We start from the raw sequence: 14,734 nt of genomic DNA on the forward strand, positions 1-14,734 counted from the left end.
AGAATATTCGTATATGGAAGATGAAGAAAACCGCATGCCATTCCGACATGCGGTTTTTGCGTAAAAAAAGATTCGCACACTTTTGTGCGAATCTTTTGGGTAAAATTATTTGGCTTTTTTAGCTTCTTTATTCTCTTTCTTCTCGCTCTTCTCGTTCTTTTCCGGAGCTGCAATATTATACTTCTCCGCATAAGCATTGAAACACTCCTGATAAGCCTCATCCCGCATATGACGGACGCTCTTAACGTACTCGTGGGTATCGAACTCAGAGCTGTTGGTCTCAATCATGGCTACGGCCACGTTGGAGCAGTGGGCTGCCACACGTTCCAGGTTGGTCAGCAGATCGTTGAAGGCGAAGCCCTGCTGGAATTCACATTTGCCCTCCCGAAGACGGGTAATGTGACGGTTCTTCAGCTCGTTACAGAGCATACCGATGAGCTCGCGCAGAGGCTCTACCTTTTTCGCCATCTCCAGAGAGTCGGTACAGAAGGCGTCTACCGTCAGGTCGGTAATTTCCCGGATGGAAGAGCTTAGCACGCCGATTTCATACTGGGCAGATTCGGAGAAGCTGATCTTCTTCTCGGCCAGCTCCAGGGCCACCTTGGAAATATTGACGGCGTGGTCGCCCAGACGCTCAAAGTCGCTTAAGGTGTGCAGAAATTCGGATACCTGCTGGGTCTGGGTGCTGTTCATGGGCTGACCGGTCAGCTGCATCAGGTAGGTTCCCAGCTTGTCCTCGTATTTATCAATGAGGTTTTCCTTTTCCTGAATCTTGTTGTATTTCTCCTGGGAGAAATCCTTCAGAAGGGCGAAGGAACGGCTCAGATTCTTGCGGGCCTTTTTGGCCATGCCGTTCATAGCGGTATGGCTCTGGGTGATAGCCAGGGCCGGGTAAGCCAGGAAACGCTCCTCCAGCAGATCGAAGTCTGCCTGATCCTCCAGCTCCTCCGGGTCATCCTTCACAAGCCAGAAGACGAATTTCTCGATGAGTCCGATAAAGGGCACCAATACCAGAATGGTCGCCATACGGAACACGGAGTTCATAAGCGCGATGGTCACAGGCCGCATAGTCATATCCATGAACGGGAAATGCACGAAAGCATTGACCGTGTAGAATACAATGGACCAGAAAATCATACCGAACAGGTCGTTCAGCAGATAGATCAGGGCAGTACGCTTACCGTTCTTGTTGGTTCCGATGGAAGAGAGAAGCACCGGACAAGCCGCGCCGACGCCGATACCCATGGTAATCGGAAGAGACGCCGCAAAGCTGATGCTGCCGGTCATGGACAGGGCCTGCAGGATACCGACGGAAGCGGACGCGCTCTGTAGCACGGCGGTGAAAGCGATACCCACCAGAATACCCATGAACGGGTTCTCAAAGGTGGTCAGCAGATTGACGAAGTAGGAACTCTCCTTTAAGGGAGAGACAGCGCCGCTCATGGTCTGCATGCCTACCATCAGAATAGAGAAGCCCAGCATGATGTCGCCCACATTTTTATAAGTGGTCTTCTTCACGAACATCTTGAAAATGATACCGATGATAGCCACTACCGCGGAAATGGTAGCGGTGGACAGAAGCTGGGCGATGCCACTGGAGCCGTCGATGTAAGACAGACAGAGGATCCAGCCGGTCACACTGGTACCGATGTTGGCTCCCATGATGATACCGATGGCCTGGGCCACCTTCATCATACCGGAGTTTACAAATCCGACCACCATGACGGTGGTAGCTGAGGAGGACTGGATGATGGCGGTCACGGCAGTTCCCAGAAGAATACCCTTTAAGGGCGTGCTGGTGAGCTTGTAGAGCACCAGCTCCAGCTTATTTCCTGCCACCCGTTTCAGTCCGTCGCCCATCATGGACATACCGAAAAGGAATAGAGCGACTCCGCTTAACAGTGTCAGGATAATTGATATTCCATTCATTGTTTTTTCTCCTAAGTGTTTTTTTCATTTACACGAACATTTCTATTATATGATAGTTTACGCGAGTTTTACAATCCCTTAACTGCATTTTTATGAAAATTCAATGTAAAATTTACAAAAACAGGGAAGGATGAGGAGGATCTGCCGAAGAACAGGCGCAGCCTCTAAAAACTTGAAAAGGAAAAATGGGTCTGCTAAAATAAATCTGTATCAGAAGAAAAGAAATAAAAGTCCATGGCAAAACGGGATGGACAGGGGATAAAAAGAGAGAAGAGTGAAGCAATGAAACAGACAGAAGAATGGAATACTGCAAAAAGCCGGATCGAGAATCAGATAAAGGAACTACGGCATCGGCTCCATACCTGCCCGGAGATCTCGGGGCAGGAACGGAAGACGAAGGCTGCCTTAAAGCAATTCCTGGAAGAAAGTACCAATTTGGAACTTCACGACTGTGGCGGAGGTTTTTACGCGGTTTACCGAAGCAGCACGGCGGATTCGGCGAAAAAGGGCGTCGCGTTCCGGGCTGATTATGATGCATTGGCCTTACCGGAGGGCGGCGCGGCTCATCTCTGCGGCCACGACGGCCACGCGTCGGCCCTCTGCGGCGCGGTGCTTCTGTTGGAGCAGCAGGTAAAAGAGGGCCGGGATCCCGGCAGAAATGTATACTTTCTGTTTCAGCCCGCCGAGGAGACCGGCGCGGGCGCGGCGCCCTGCTGTGAACTCTTTGATAAGGAAGAGATCGAAGAAATCTATGGCGCGCATAATCTGCCGGGTTTTGCCTTCGGCGAAGTGTATACAAAGGAAGGAACCTTTGCCTGCGGCTCCGAGGGCCTGACCTTACGTTTTATCGGCAAACCCACCCACGCAGCCTATCCGGAGCTGGGAATCTCCCCGGCCCCGGCTGTGGGACAGATTCTGACCGGGATTCCGTCATTTTTAAATAAGAAAGAACACGGCTACAGCGGTATGGCTCTTTGCACCGTCATCGGCGTACAGATGGGAGAAAAAGCCTTCGGCGCGGCGGCTGAGAAAGCGGAGGTCTGGCTGACCCTCCGGGCGGAGCGGGGCGCGGATCTGAAAAAATTGCGTCAAATGGTACTGACCCGTGCGGAAGAACTGGCGGTACAGGACGGCCTTATCCTGGAGACAGAGGAGCAGGACGTCTTCCCTGCCGCAGAAAATGACAGCGCCTGCGCCAAAAAGGTATTAAAAGTCTGTGGCGGCCGCATCCTGCAGGAGCCCATGCGCTGGAGTGAGGACTTCGGCCATTACCTGAATCATTGCCGGGGGGCGTTCTTCGGCATCGGAGCAGGTGTGGAGTATCCGGGGCTTCACACAGAGACTTACGAGTACCCGGACGGGCTGCTTATGCGGACGGCGGAGAGCTTTTTAAAGCTCCTGTAAGATAGAAGGACAACATTCGGAGGAACATAACGATGCTGATACGCTTATTTTCTTATATGAAGCAGTACAAAAAATACGCTGCCCTGGCGGTGGTCTGCATTATGACAGAGGGCGTCTTTGAGCTTCTGGTTCCGCTCATCATGGCGGATCTCATCGACGTGGGCGTGGCGAACGGCGACAGGATCTACATCTATAGGAAGGGCTTACAGATGGTGGCCTGCGCGCTGACAGCGCTGATGCTGGGCGTGGGAAGCGCCCGATTCGCGGCACTGACCGGTCAGGGACTGGGCGCGGAGCTGAGGAAGGCCGAGTATGAGAAGCTTCAGGGGTATTCCTTTGCCAACATCGACCATTTCCGCTCCTCATCCCTGGTGACGCGGCTCACCAGCGACGTGACGAATATTCAGAACGCAGTGTCCATGGGTATGCGCCCCTTCTGCCGTGGTCCTATGATGCTGGTGGTGGCCACGGGCGTGGCTTTTTCCATCAATCATACGCTGGCCATCGTGTTCTTTGTGGCGCTGCCATTGCTGGCGACGGCCCTTTTTGTGATTACCATGAAGGTAGGCCCGCTCTATTCCCGGATGCAGACCGCCATTGATACGGTGAACCGGATTGTCCAGGAAAATCTGACGGCGGTGCGGGTGGTCAAGGCCTGTGTCCGGGGCGGTTACGAGGTGGAGAAGTTCGAGGAGGGTAATCAGAATCTCCGCAAGGAGTCGGAGACAGCCTTCCGGTTAGCCGCCCTGAACATGCCCGCCATGCAGTTTGTCATGTACGGCACGATTCTTTCGATTTTGCTCTTTGGCGGCTATCTGATTCAGAAGGGCAGCATGAAGGTGGGCGAGCTCACGGGATTCTTAAGCTATGTACTGCAGATTCTGAATTCCCTGATGATGATTTCCAATGTGTTTCTGATGCTGACCCGCTCCATGGCCTCCGGCGCGCGGATTCTGGAGGTCATCGACGAAAAGGTGGATCTGACGGATGAAAAGGCCAGGGACATCGAAGTGAAGCACGGCAGCGTGGACTTCGAGCATGTGTGGTTCAAGTATAAAAAAGAGGCGAAGGAATATGTGCTTTCGGACATTTCCTTCCATATAGAAGCGGGCCAGACGGTGGGCGTCATCGGTCAGACCGGCGCGGCCAAGTCCACGCTTGTGCAGTTGATCCCGAGACTTTATGACGCCACAGAAGGCGTGGTGAAGGTGGACGGCGTTCCGGTGCAGGAGTACCCCATGGCGCATCTTAGAGAGGCCATTGCCATGGTATTGCAGAAAAATACCCTGTTTTCCGGAAGTCTCCTGGACAATCTGCGTTGGGGAAAGGAGAACGCTTCCATGGAAGAGATCGAGGAAGCCTGCCGTATCGCCTGCGTGGACGAGGTGCTGGAGCGGCTGCCAGAGGGGTATGAGACTGAGATGGGTCAGGGGGGCGTCAATGTGTCCGGCGGCCAAAAGCAGCGGATCTGCATTGCCCGTGCACTCTTAAAGAAGCCGAAGATCCTGATTCTCGACGATTCCACCAGCGCTGTGGATACGGCCACCGAGGCGAAGATCCGGGAGCGGATGGGAAAAGCCCTGCCTGATATGACGAAAATCATCATCGGACAGCGGATTTCTTCTGTCCGGCACGCGGATCAGATTATCATTCTGGACGATGGGCAGGTCAGCGACATCGGCACCCACGAGGAGCTGCTGGCCCGCAGCGAAATCTATCAGCAGATTTACGAATCCCAGAAGGAAGGAGTGGAGCTTTAATGGCGAAGTACAGTTATGTGGGTTATAAGCGGCCCAGGAATACGAAGAATACGCTGAAGCACCTCCTTCATTATATGGGCCTCCACAAGTGGATGTTTTTGCTGGTGGGGCTTCTGGTGTGTGTGAGCACCGGGGCCAGTGTCATGGGAACTTATCTTCTGAAGCCGGTTATCAACCGCTTTATCATGCCAGGGAATATGAAGGGTCTGGTCAGTGCCGTGGCAGCCATGGGCGTCATGTACCTCTGCGGTGCTCTCGCAACCCTGGCTTACAATCAGCTTATGATCAAATCAGCCCAGACTGTGGTGCAGGAGATCCGAAGCGATCTCTTTGCCCACGTACAGACCCTGCCGTTACAGTATTTTGACGCCCATACCCACGGGGAACTGATGAGCCGCTTCACCAATGATGTGGACACGGTGCAGGAGGCCATGAACAACAGCTTCGCCATGGCGATCCAGAGCTTTCTGACCCTGGTGGGCACCATTGTCATGATGATGGTCTTGAGCGTGCGGCTGTCCCTGATCGTCATGGTATTTCTGATTCTCATGGGCATTTTTATCCGGACCAACAGCAAGAGAAGCCGGAAATATTATCAGCGGCAGCAGGCGGAGCTTGGCAAAATCAATGGCTTCGCAGAGGAAATGATGGCTGGCCAGAAGGTGGAGAAAATCTTCAACCATGAGAAGATTAATTTTGATATTTTCTGCAGGCTCAATGAGAATTTCCGAAAGGAATCTACAGATGCCCTGACCTACACGGGGATGCAGGTGCCCACCGTGGTCAGCCTTTCCTATCTGAATTACGCGGTATCGGCCTGTGTGGGCGGTATCTTTACCCTGAACGGCTTTCTGGATATCGGAAGCCTGTCATCCTATCTGGTGTTTGTGCGCCAGAGCGCCCTGCCCATGAACCAGTTTACGGCTCAGATCAACCAGATTCTGACGGCTCTGGCCGGGGCAGAGCGGATCTTCGATCTGATGGAGGCCGAGCCTGAGGCGGACGAGGGCGATGTGACCCTCTGCAATGTGATGGTAGAAAATGGAAAATTAAAAGAGACTGATGAGCGCACCGGACACTTTGCCTGGAAGCTTCCGGCGGCGGAGCAGGGCGGCGCGGCGGAACTGCGAAAACTCCGGGGTGATGTGAAATTCGACAAGGTGGTCTTCGGCTATGTGCCGGAGAAACATATTTTAAATGGCATCTCCCTGTATGCGAAGCCCGGTCAGAAAATCGCCTTCGTGGGCAGTACGGGAGCCGGAAAAACCACGATTATCAACCTGATTAACCGGTTTTACGAGATCGAGGCGGGTACCATCACCTACGACGGCATTGACATCCGTCGGATTCGGAAGGACGATCTGCGCCATTCCCTGGCCATGGTGATCCAGGAGACCCACCTGTTTACCGGAACCATCGCCGATAATATCCGATACGGAAAACTGGACGCCACAGACGAAGAAGTGCGGGAGGCGGCCCGGATCGCCAACGCGGATTCCTTTATCCGCCGTCTGCCGGACGGCTACGACACCATGCTCTACAGCGACGGCAGCAATCTGTCCCAGGGTCAGCGCCAGCTTATCGCCATTGCCCGGGCTGCTATCGCGAAGCCTCCGGTGCTGATTCTGGACGAGGCCACCAGCTCCATCGACACGCGGACGGAGCGGCTCATCGAGAAGGGCATGGACGCCATCATGGAGGGCCGGACTGTATTTGTCATCGCCCATCGGCTCTCCACGGTCCGCAATTCCAAGGCCATCATGGTGCTGGAAAAAGGGGAAATCATCGAGCGGGGCGATCACGGGGCGCTACTTGCGGAGAAAGGACGCTATTATCAGCTATATACCGGTCAATTTGAGCTGGAATGATCTGTAATAAACTGGAAGAAAGATAAATTGTATACAAACAGGATTTCCGAAATCTGGAGTGCGCGGAGGACGAAAATCCTGTTTTTTGTCCGAAAAATCCGGATTGTATTGAAAAAAATACTGGAATACAGTTCAATTCTGCGATAGAATAAAGTGATCGCAAATACAAGTCTATCGACACAAATTTAACAATATTGTCAAAAAATTTTCGGAATTGTTCGGAGATTGTCTATTTTTTATCTAAAGTTGTATCCCAATAATAAGTGTGATAAAGTGAATATGAGACAAATGCTACAAAAGCATGAAGGAAGGAAAAAGCTTATGTTCAAGAAGACATTTAAAGGCGGCGTGCATCCGGACGATGGAAAACGGTACGCCAAGGATGCGTCTTACCGTACCTATCTTCCCCAGGGCGATCTGGTATTTCCCATGAGCCAGCATATTGGCAAGCCGGCGAAGCCACTGGTGAAAAAGGGCGATACGGTGCTGGCGGGACAGCTGATCGGCGAAGCGGACGGTTTCGTATCAGCGAATATTGTCAGCTCCTGCTCCGGTACGGTAAAAGCTGTTGAGAACAGAAGAACAGCATCCGGTGCGAAGGTGTTGTCTGTCGTGATCGAGAATGACGGACAGTACACACCTGCAGAGGGCATCGGCGCGGAGCGCGATTACAAGGCGCTCAGTAAAGAAGAAATTCTCGGAAGTATACAGAAAGCAGGAATTGTAGGAATGGGAGGAGCCGGTTTCCCGGTTCATGTAAAGCTGGCTCCGAAGAACGCGGACGAGATTCGTTATGTCATCGCCAATGGCGCGGAGTGTGAGCCCTACATCACCTGTGATGACCAGCTGATGCGCACAAAAAGCATGGAGCTGGCAGAGGGCATGAGAATTCTGCTTCAGCTGTTCCCGGCTGCAGAGGGTGTCTTCCTGATCGAGGAAAATAAGCCGGAAGCCATCGCGGCGCTGAAAAAAGCCTGCGCAGGCGACGACAGGCTGAAGGTTCACGCTGCGAAATGCAAGTACCCCCAGGGCGGCGAGCGTTCCATAATCCAGGTGATCGCAGGCATCGATCTGAAGCTTGGCATGCTTCCGGCCGACGCGGGCTGCGTGGTGGATAACGTGGCGACCATTTATGCCATTTACCAGGCTGTATGCAAGTCCACACCGCTGATGGAGCGAGGCTTTACGGTGTCCGGCGATGTGGTGAAGGAGCCCTGTAACCTGATTGTGAAAATCGGAACGAATATGGCAGAGGTTCTGGAGGCCGCAGGCGGCATACAGGAAGGAAAAGAAGCGCAGAAATACTTAAGCGGCGGCCCTATGATGGGAATGGCGCTGGCAGATCTGGAGGTTCCCATCTGCAAGAACAACAATGCGCTGACGGTATTGGGCGAGGATCCGGTGGCACTGGCAGAGAAGCAGGCGACGTCATGTCTGCGCTGCGGACGCTGTACCAGAGTCTGTCCTCTGGGACTGTCCCCCCAGGAAATGATGGATGCGGCCAAGAGAAAGCGCTATGTCCGTTATGAAAAGAAGCTGTATGGCCTGGAGTGTATCGCCTGCGGATCCTGTACCTTTGTCTGCCCGGCCAAGCAGCCTCTGATGCAGACCTTCAAGGAGACGAAGGCTGAGATTATGAACAGGAAGAGAGCCGCGCAGGCCCAGCAGGGAGGTGCGAAGAAATGAGTAAACTGATGAATGTATCCTCCAGCCCCCATGCACGGAGCCGTCTGACCACCAGCCGGGTCATGGGCGACGTGATTCTGGCGCTTTTACCGGCTACAGCCATGGGCATCTATCATTTTGGAAGCTCCGCGCTGATGATGATTCTGGTGTCCATCGCGGCGGCGGTTCTGACAGAGTTTTTATTTGATAAGGCAACCAGAAGAGAGAACACGATTACAGATTGCAGCGCGATTGTCACAGGACTTCTCCTGGCGCTTTGCCTTCCGAACGGCGTTCCCCTTTACATACCGGTTCTCGGAAGCGTATTTGCGATCCTGTTTACCAAGTGCTGCTTCGGCGGACTGGGACATAACTTTATGAACCCGGCCCTGTCCGGACGCTGTTTTCTGCTGATTTCCTTTGCAAGCGCCATGTCCACCTATACGGTAGACGGCGTCAGCAGCGCTACGCCGCTGGCAGAACTGGCGGCAGGCAATGCAGTGAGCCTGGTACAGACCTTTTTAGGCTCCAATAACGGCGTCATTGGCTGTTCCACAGCGGGACTTTTGCTTGGCGGTATCTATCTGCTGATCGTGGGCGGCATCACCTGGGAGATCCCGGCGTCCGTGCTGGTATCCTTTACTGCGTTTATCGCCCTGTTCGGCGGTCACGGCTTTGATGTTCCGTACCTGCTTCTGCAGCTGGCAGGCGGCGGCATTGTGATGGGAGCCTTCTTTATGGCGACTGACCCGGTTACCTGTCCGCTGGCTTCCAAAGGACAGCTGATTTACGGTGTGGTTCTTGGTATTCTGGCCGCAGTCTTCCGTGTATATGGAAGCTCCGCAGACTCCGTAAGCTACGCCATCATCATTTGCAATATGTTTGTTCCGCTGATTGACGAGATTTCTATTCCGGTTCCTTTCGGCTATCGGAAGAAGAAAGAGGGTGGAAAGAAGATTCCGGCCGCAGCCATAGCCCTCTGTGTGATTACCCTGATTGCAGGCGTGGCCTTAAGCGGCGTATACAAGATGACGGAAGGCAAGATTGCCGAGCAGCAGCTGGCAGCCAAGGCAGCTTCCTACCGGGAGGTTTGCCCGGATGCGGCAGAGTTTACTTATGACGATGCACTGACCGCCAAGGTGGACGCTCTGAACGGCGAGGTATACGGCACTGATTTCGGAAAGGCTTATATCAATGAAGTCATCGTAGGAAAGGACGCTTCCGGCAAAGTGGCAGGCTATGTTATCAGCGCTTCCAGCGGCGACGGTATGGAAGGCGAGATCACCATATCGGTAGGTATGGCGGCAGACGGAACCGTGACCGGTATTTCCTTCACGGTATTGAATGAGACCGCAGGTCTTGGTTCCCTGGTAGGCGAGGACGCTTTCAAGGGTCAGTTTAACGGCGTGAAGACCGATAAGTTCACCCTGTTCAAGTCCGGCGGAGCTTCTGCCCCCGGCGAGATCAACGGTGTCTCCGGCGCAACCATTTCCTCCAGCGCTGTGGTGAACGCAGTGAACGCGGCCGTAGACTTCTTTGAAAATGATATACAGGGAGGGAATTAAACGATGAAACCTTGTACAGAACGCATCTATAATGGTGTTATAAAAGAAAATCCCACTCTGGTTCTGATGCTGGGCATGTGTCCCACACTGGCAGTTACCACCTCGGCTGTCAACGGATTTGGAATGGGTGTATCCACACTGGTGGTACTTGTGATGTCCAATCTGGTTATCTCCGCGCTTCGGAAGATGATTCCGGACGACGTCCGTCTGCCGGCTTATATTGTCATCGTAGCCTCTCTGGTTACGGTGGTAGAGCTTCTGATGGAAGCTTATGTTCCGTCCATCTACAGCGCACTGGGAATCTATATTCCGCTGATCGTTGTAAACTGTATTATTCTGGGCCGCGCGGAGGCTTACGCTTCCAAAAATCCGCCTCTGCTGTCCGCCATGGACGGACTGGGCATGGGCCTTGGCTTTACGGTTTCCCTTTCTATCATCGGCTTCATCCGGGAGCTTCTGGGCGCGGGTACCGTATTCGGAGTGCAGGTGATGCCGGCTGCTTATAAGCCCATCGCTATCTTTATCAAGGCTCCGGGCGCGTTCCTGGTTCTGGCGTTTCTGGTTATTATCATGAACGCCCTGAAGATTAAGAACCGGGCGGACGCCATGGTACAGGGCTGCGACGGCTGCTGCGCGACCTGCGCGCATGCGAAGAAAGAAGGAAAGGAGGCGCAGAAATAAATGAAATCACTACTTCTGATTATCATTACAACAGCGCTGGTTAATAACGTGGTATTAAGCCAGTTCCTGGGAATCTGTTCCTTCCTGGGCGTATCCAGATATATCAAGACGTCCTTCAGCCTGGGCGCGGCGGTTATCTTCGTTATCACGGTAGCCTCCGCAGTGGCGAACCTTCTGTATACTTACGTACTGACGCCCCTGAATCTGGATTATCTGAAAACCATCGTCTTTATTCTGGTCATCGCGGCTCTGGTGCAGATGGTAGAGATGTTTACGAAAAAAACTTCTCCGCCCCTTTATAAGGCACTGGGTATCTATCTGCCGCTGATCACCACCAACTGCGCGGTTCTGGGCGTAGCCCTGACCAATGTGCAGGACGGTTATAATTTCATCGAGAGCGTACTGGCCGGATTCGGTACCGCAGTGGGTTATACCATTGCCATCGTTCTGCTGGCAGGTATCCGCAGCCGTATTGATGATGAGGCTCTGCCGGCTTCCTTAAAGGGCGCGCCCATTGTGCTGATTTGCGCGGCATTGATGGCGATTGCGTTCATGGGATTTGGCGGTCTGGCGCTGTCATAAGGAGGAGAATATGCAGGAAGTTATTATAGCGACATTGGTAGTAGGCGTAATCGGACTTCTGATCGGCGTAGCTCTGGTGGCAGTCAGCAAGAAGTTTGCAGTGGAGACCGACGAGCGCGTCGGCCTTGTAAGAGAAAGTCTTCCGGGTAATAACTGCGGAGCCTGCGGTTACGCAGGCTGCGACGCAGTGGCGGCAGCCATCGTGGAGGGCAGGGCTCCGGTCAATGCCTGCCCGGTGTGCAATGCGGAAGCAGTGAAGAAAATCGGCGATATCATGGGTGTGCAGGCGGAAGCTGCAGAGCGTAAGGTTGCTTACGTTCACTGCGCGGGAACCTGTGATAAAACCTCTGTCCGGTGCAATTATGTGGGAATTCACGACTGCAGGGCGGCTGTCCTGTCAGGAATATCTGTCTGGGAATGTGATTACGGTTGTCTGGGCTTTGGCTCCTGTGTGGAAGCCTGTAAGTTCGGCGCGCTCCGTGTAGAAAACGGCGTAGCCATCGTAGACGAAAGCAAGTGCGCCGGCTGCGGTAAATGCGCCAAGGCCTGTCCCAAGGGACTCATTGAGCTGGTACCGGCGGACAAGAAGATAGCGGTGCGCTGCGCAAGCCGCGACCGTGGACCTGCTGTGAAGAAGGCCTGCACCGCGGGCTGTCTGGGCTGCGGCGTCTGCGCGAAGCAGTGCGAGCACGAGGCCATCACCGTGGATGGTAATCTGGCCCATATCGACTATACCAAGTGCGTGGGCTGCGGCAAGTGCGCGGAGAAGTGCCCGGCTAAGATCATCGAAATGTTTTAAAATATGGATTTGAGGTTATGATAATGAAGCGAATCATGTCAGTCATTCTGGGAACACTGGGTCTTCTGATTGCGGCGCTCTGTATTCGGCAATACGGAAAAGAAGACGGGGGAACAGCCTGTACCAGACAGCTTTTCGCCATGGATACGGTTATGAGCTTTACCGCTTACGGACCGAAGGCGGAGGAGGCTGTGGACGCAGCCATGAAGGAAATCGAACGACTGGATGCTTTGCTTTCCACAGGAAATGAATCCAGTGAGATCTCGCAGCTGAATGCTGCGGGATCTTTTCTGGTATCTGAGGATACTTTGAAATTACTGGAAGAAGCGGAAAGCATCCTGCAGTCCACGGGCGGTCTTTTTGACGTGACGGTCTATCCGCTGATGCAGCTCTGGGGATTCCCTGCCGGGGACTATCGGGTGCCGACACAGGAAGAAATTTCCAGCACGCTTTCGCTGGTGGACGCTGCGCAGATTCAGATAGAAGGCGCGCAGGTGACTCTGGGCGAGGGGCAGCAGGTGGATCTGGGCGGTATCGCCAAGGGCTACGCCTCCGACCGGGTCATGGAGCTTTACCGGGAGTACGGCGTGACTTCGGGTATGGTGTCCCTGGGCGGCAATATCGAGACCCTGGGGACGAAACCGGACGGGACAGACTGGAAAATCGGAATTCGGAATCCGGAGATTTCGTCCGGATCCGGAAGCGGGACTGAGGACGTGCTGCTGGCGCTGGAGGTGGAGAATCAGGCCGTGATTACCTCCGGCGGATATGAGCGCTATTTTGAGGAGAACGGGGAGACCTATATCCACATCCTGGATCCCCGCACCGGCTACCCGGCAGATTCCGGCCTGCTTTCCGTGACCGTTGTATCGGAAAACGGTATGCTGGCGGACGCTTTGTCTACTTCTCTTTATATCATGGGCGAGGCAGATGCGGCAGAGTACTGGCGGATCCATGGAAATGACGAAGGGAACAGCTTTGAGCTGGTTCTGGTGGATACTTCCGGAAAGGTCTATGCAACGGAAGGGCTGCGTGATAAGATAGAGATGAGGGACGCGGCGCAGAGGCTGGAGATCGTGGAGCGCTAGAGAATTGCGCAGTGAAAAAGAGTGGGCAGAAAGTATTGTAAAGGATAATGGTTCAGAATGACAGAGAAGATGCGGACGGGACAGAATCGAAAAGCAGTTTACATCGTGGCGGCGCTCTGCGCTTTGATCTTCCTTGGGGGAATCGGCGGCATGATCTGGAATCTGACCCGAAGCCACGGCAGACAGGTGGAAATTCTGCAGGATGGGAAAATCCTGTATACACTGGATTTGGCTCAGGCGGGGGATCAGACCTTTACCGTGACCTACGGGGGCAGAAGCAATGAAATCGAGATCCGGGATCACCAGATCCGCGTGAAAGCAGCGGACTGCCCCGACCAGATCTGTGTCCACATGGACTGGCTGGAGGCCGCTCCCATCGTATGTCTGCCGAACCGGCTGAGCATTCAGTACGCGGACGGAGAGAGCGCGTCCGGGCTGGACGCGGTGGCGAACTAAAAATGTAAATATTTCGTAATGCCAGATGAAAAGATATAATATAATCTTTAGGCAGGTATGAATATTTTAGTAGTTAAAAAAGAAAGGGCCGTCATGAAGGATCATCCATCAGAAAAAAGAATGACAACCGGAAAACTCACTGAGCTGGCGCTGCTGACAGCGGCAGCTCTGATTTTATATGTGGTGGAGCTCCAGATTCCGAATCCCATCCCGATTCCAGGCGCGAAACTGGGGCTGGCCAATATCGTGACGGTCTACGCAGTCTACCGCTACCGCCCCGGCGAGGTGCTGATGGTGGTACTGGTCCGCATTTTCTTAGGCTCCCTCTTTGGAGGCAGCATGATGACCTTCCTCTACAGCCTGACCGGAAGCCTGCTCTGCCTGCTTGGCATGCTGCTTCTCCGTCACATGGTCAGCGGCCGCGCCATTTGGCTGGCCAGCGTCCTGGGCGCCGTCCTCCACAACACCGGCCAGATGCTGGTGGCAGTGGCAATTGCCGGAAAAGGCATGCTGTTTTACCTGCCCTTTCTGATGACGGCCGGCTGTGTGGCAGGAGCCTTTACGGGCCTGTGCGCCCAGCTGGTGCTGAACCGGCTTGGGAGACAGTAAAAAATACTGTAAAAATAGTGAAAATTAGTGTAAAAATAATGAAAAAAATAAAAGAGTATACCCATAAAAGAAGAGAATTCAGGACTATGTGGTAGTAGTGAGGTATGGACGTGGAAGAAATCGGGCAGAAAATTCTGTCTGCCTGTTCACCCCGGCCCATGCTGATGGGTGCGCAGCGCAATGCTTTGAGGGCGTTCAACGCGGGAGTCTCATTATCCTGCCTGTGCATCCTCGCCCACAGGCTGCCACACCTGTTTCGCAGCCTGGTTTTGTCGCTCACACAAGAGAAAAAATAAACGCGGTGGGGTTTCTTGATCCCCGACCGCGT

General features: G+C 53.7%; 12 protein-coding genes and 1 pseudogene. 12 read left to right on the forward strand and 1 reads right to left on the reverse strand.

The features are described from left to right. Window positions 1–105: 105 nt before the first annotated feature. Window positions 106–1,929, reverse strand: a complete 1,824-nt coding sequence (locus OCV63_RS10635) for a Na/Pi cotransporter family protein (RefSeq protein WP_158363781.1) — start codon at window positions 1,927–1,929, stop codon at window positions 106–108. A gap of 282 nt (window positions 1,930–2,211) precedes the next feature. On the opposite strand from OCV63_RS10635, the gene OCV63_RS10640 reads away from it, so the two are divergent. From OCV63_RS10640 to OCV63_RS10695, 12 genes and pseudogenes are all read left to right on the forward strand, one after another. After that, window positions 2,212–3,333: a M20 metallopeptidase family protein gene (locus tag OCV63_RS10640; protein WP_262670805.1), complete on the forward strand. Its 1,122-nt coding sequence runs from the start codon at window positions 2,212–2,214 to the stop codon at window positions 3,331–3,333. Between the two features lie 32 nt (window positions 3,334–3,365). Next, entirely contained in the window at window positions 3,366–5,093 is a 1,728-nt protein-coding gene (locus OCV63_RS10645; protein ID WP_158363783.1) for an ABC transporter ATP-binding protein, read from the forward strand. Further along, window positions 5,093–6,961 carry an ABC transporter ATP-binding protein gene (locus tag OCV63_RS10650; protein ID WP_158363784.1) on the forward strand — a complete coding sequence of 623 codons (1,869 nt, stop codon included), beginning with the start codon at window positions 5,093–5,095 and terminating at the stop codon, window positions 6,959–6,961. The genes OCV63_RS10645 and OCV63_RS10650 overlap by 1 nt, the downstream gene beginning before the upstream one ends. A gap of 321 nt (window positions 6,962–7,282) precedes the next feature. After that, a complete protein-coding gene (rsxC, locus tag OCV63_RS10655; protein ID WP_158363785.1) occupies window positions 7,283–8,647 on the forward strand; it encodes an electron transport complex subunit RsxC in 1,365 nt (454 codons plus the stop codon). Beyond that, window positions 8,644–9,564 (forward strand): annotated as a pseudogene (locus tag OCV63_RS17635) (RnfABCDGE type electron transport complex subunit D); the annotation flags it as partial. The gene rsxC and the pseudogene OCV63_RS17635, both read left to right, overlap by 4 nt. A 45-nt stretch (window positions 9,565–9,609) precedes the next feature. Beyond that, window positions 9,610–10,191, forward strand: coding sequence for an RnfABCDGE type electron transport complex subunit G (locus OCV63_RS17640; protein ID WP_262670812.1), 582 nt, complete (start codon window positions 9,610–9,612; stop codon window positions 10,189–10,191). Window positions 10,192–10,194: 3 nt separating this feature from the next. After that, window positions 10,195–10,872 carry an electron transport complex subunit RsxE gene (gene rsxE, locus OCV63_RS10670; protein WP_158363786.1) on the forward strand — a complete coding sequence of 226 codons (678 nt, stop codon included), beginning with the start codon at window positions 10,195–10,197 and terminating at the stop codon, window positions 10,870–10,872. Beyond that, complete coding sequence (gene rsxA / locus OCV63_RS10675) at window positions 10,873–11,454, forward strand: electron transport complex subunit RsxA (protein ID WP_158363787.1); 582 nt, start codon at window positions 10,873–10,875, stop codon at window positions 11,452–11,454. It abuts the gene before it with no gap. A 10-nt stretch (window positions 11,455–11,464) separates the two neighbouring features. Next, window positions 11,465–12,253 (forward strand): RnfABCDGE type electron transport complex subunit B, encoded by a 789-nt coding sequence (locus OCV63_RS10680; protein ID WP_158363788.1) that lies wholly within the window; start codon window positions 11,465–11,467, stop codon window positions 12,251–12,253. A 23-nt stretch (window positions 12,254–12,276) separates the two neighbouring features. After that, window positions 12,277–13,341 carry an FAD:protein FMN transferase gene (locus OCV63_RS10685; RefSeq protein ID WP_158363789.1) on the forward strand — a complete coding sequence of 355 codons (1,065 nt, stop codon included), beginning with the start codon at window positions 12,277–12,279 and terminating at the stop codon, window positions 13,339–13,341. Window positions 13,342–13,398: 57 nt separating this feature from the next. Next, entirely contained in the window at window positions 13,399–13,797 is a 399-nt protein-coding gene (locus tag OCV63_RS10690) for a NusG domain II-containing protein (protein ID WP_262670806.1), read from the forward strand. Between the two features lie 57 nt (window positions 13,798–13,854). Continuing rightward, entirely contained in the window at window positions 13,855–14,406 is a 552-nt protein-coding gene (locus OCV63_RS10695; protein ID WP_317245880.1) for a Gx transporter family protein, read from the forward strand. The last annotated feature ends 328 nt before the right edge of the window (window positions 14,407–14,734 follow it).

Origin of the sequence: Laedolimicola ammoniilytica, assembly GCF_025567165.1 — a bacterium.
Classification (GTDB): Bacteria; Bacillota; Clostridia; order Lachnospirales; family Lachnospiraceae; genus Laedolimicola; species Laedolimicola ammoniilytica.

Excerpts from the sequence above, each read along its gene's own strand:
- OCV63_RS10635 (WP_158363781.1), bottom strand. The coding sequence starts at position 1,929 with ATGAATGGAATATCAATTATCCTGACACTGTTAAGCGGAGTCGCTCTA.
- OCV63_RS10640 (WP_262670805.1), top strand. The coding sequence starts at position 2,212 with ATGAAACAGACAGAAGAATGGAATACTGCAAAAAGCCGGATCGAGAAT.
- OCV63_RS10645 (WP_158363783.1), top strand. The coding sequence starts at position 3,366 with ATGCTGATACGCTTATTTTCTTATATGAAGCAGTACAAAAAATACGCT.
- OCV63_RS10650 (WP_158363784.1), top strand. The coding sequence starts at position 5,093 with ATGGCGAAGTACAGTTATGTGGGTTATAAGCGGCCCAGGAATACGAAG.
- rsxC (WP_158363785.1), top strand. The coding sequence starts at position 7,283 with ATGTTCAAGAAGACATTTAAAGGCGGCGTGCATCCGGACGATGGAAAA.
- rsxE (WP_158363786.1), top strand. The coding sequence starts at position 10,195 with ATGAAACCTTGTACAGAACGCATCTATAATGGTGTTATAAAAGAAAAT.
- rsxA (WP_158363787.1), top strand. The coding sequence starts at position 10,873 with ATGAAATCACTACTTCTGATTATCATTACAACAGCGCTGGTTAATAAC.
- OCV63_RS10680 (WP_158363788.1), top strand. The coding sequence starts at position 11,465 with ATGCAGGAAGTTATTATAGCGACATTGGTAGTAGGCGTAATCGGACTT.
- OCV63_RS10685 (WP_158363789.1), top strand. The coding sequence starts at position 12,277 with ATGAAGCGAATCATGTCAGTCATTCTGGGAACACTGGGTCTTCTGATT.
- OCV63_RS10690 (WP_262670806.1), top strand. The coding sequence starts at position 13,399 with ATGACAGAGAAGATGCGGACGGGACAGAATCGAAAAGCAGTTTACATC.
- OCV63_RS10695 (WP_317245880.1), top strand. The coding sequence starts at position 13,855 with ATGAATATTTTAGTAGTTAAAAAAGAAAGGGCCGTCATGAAGGATCAT.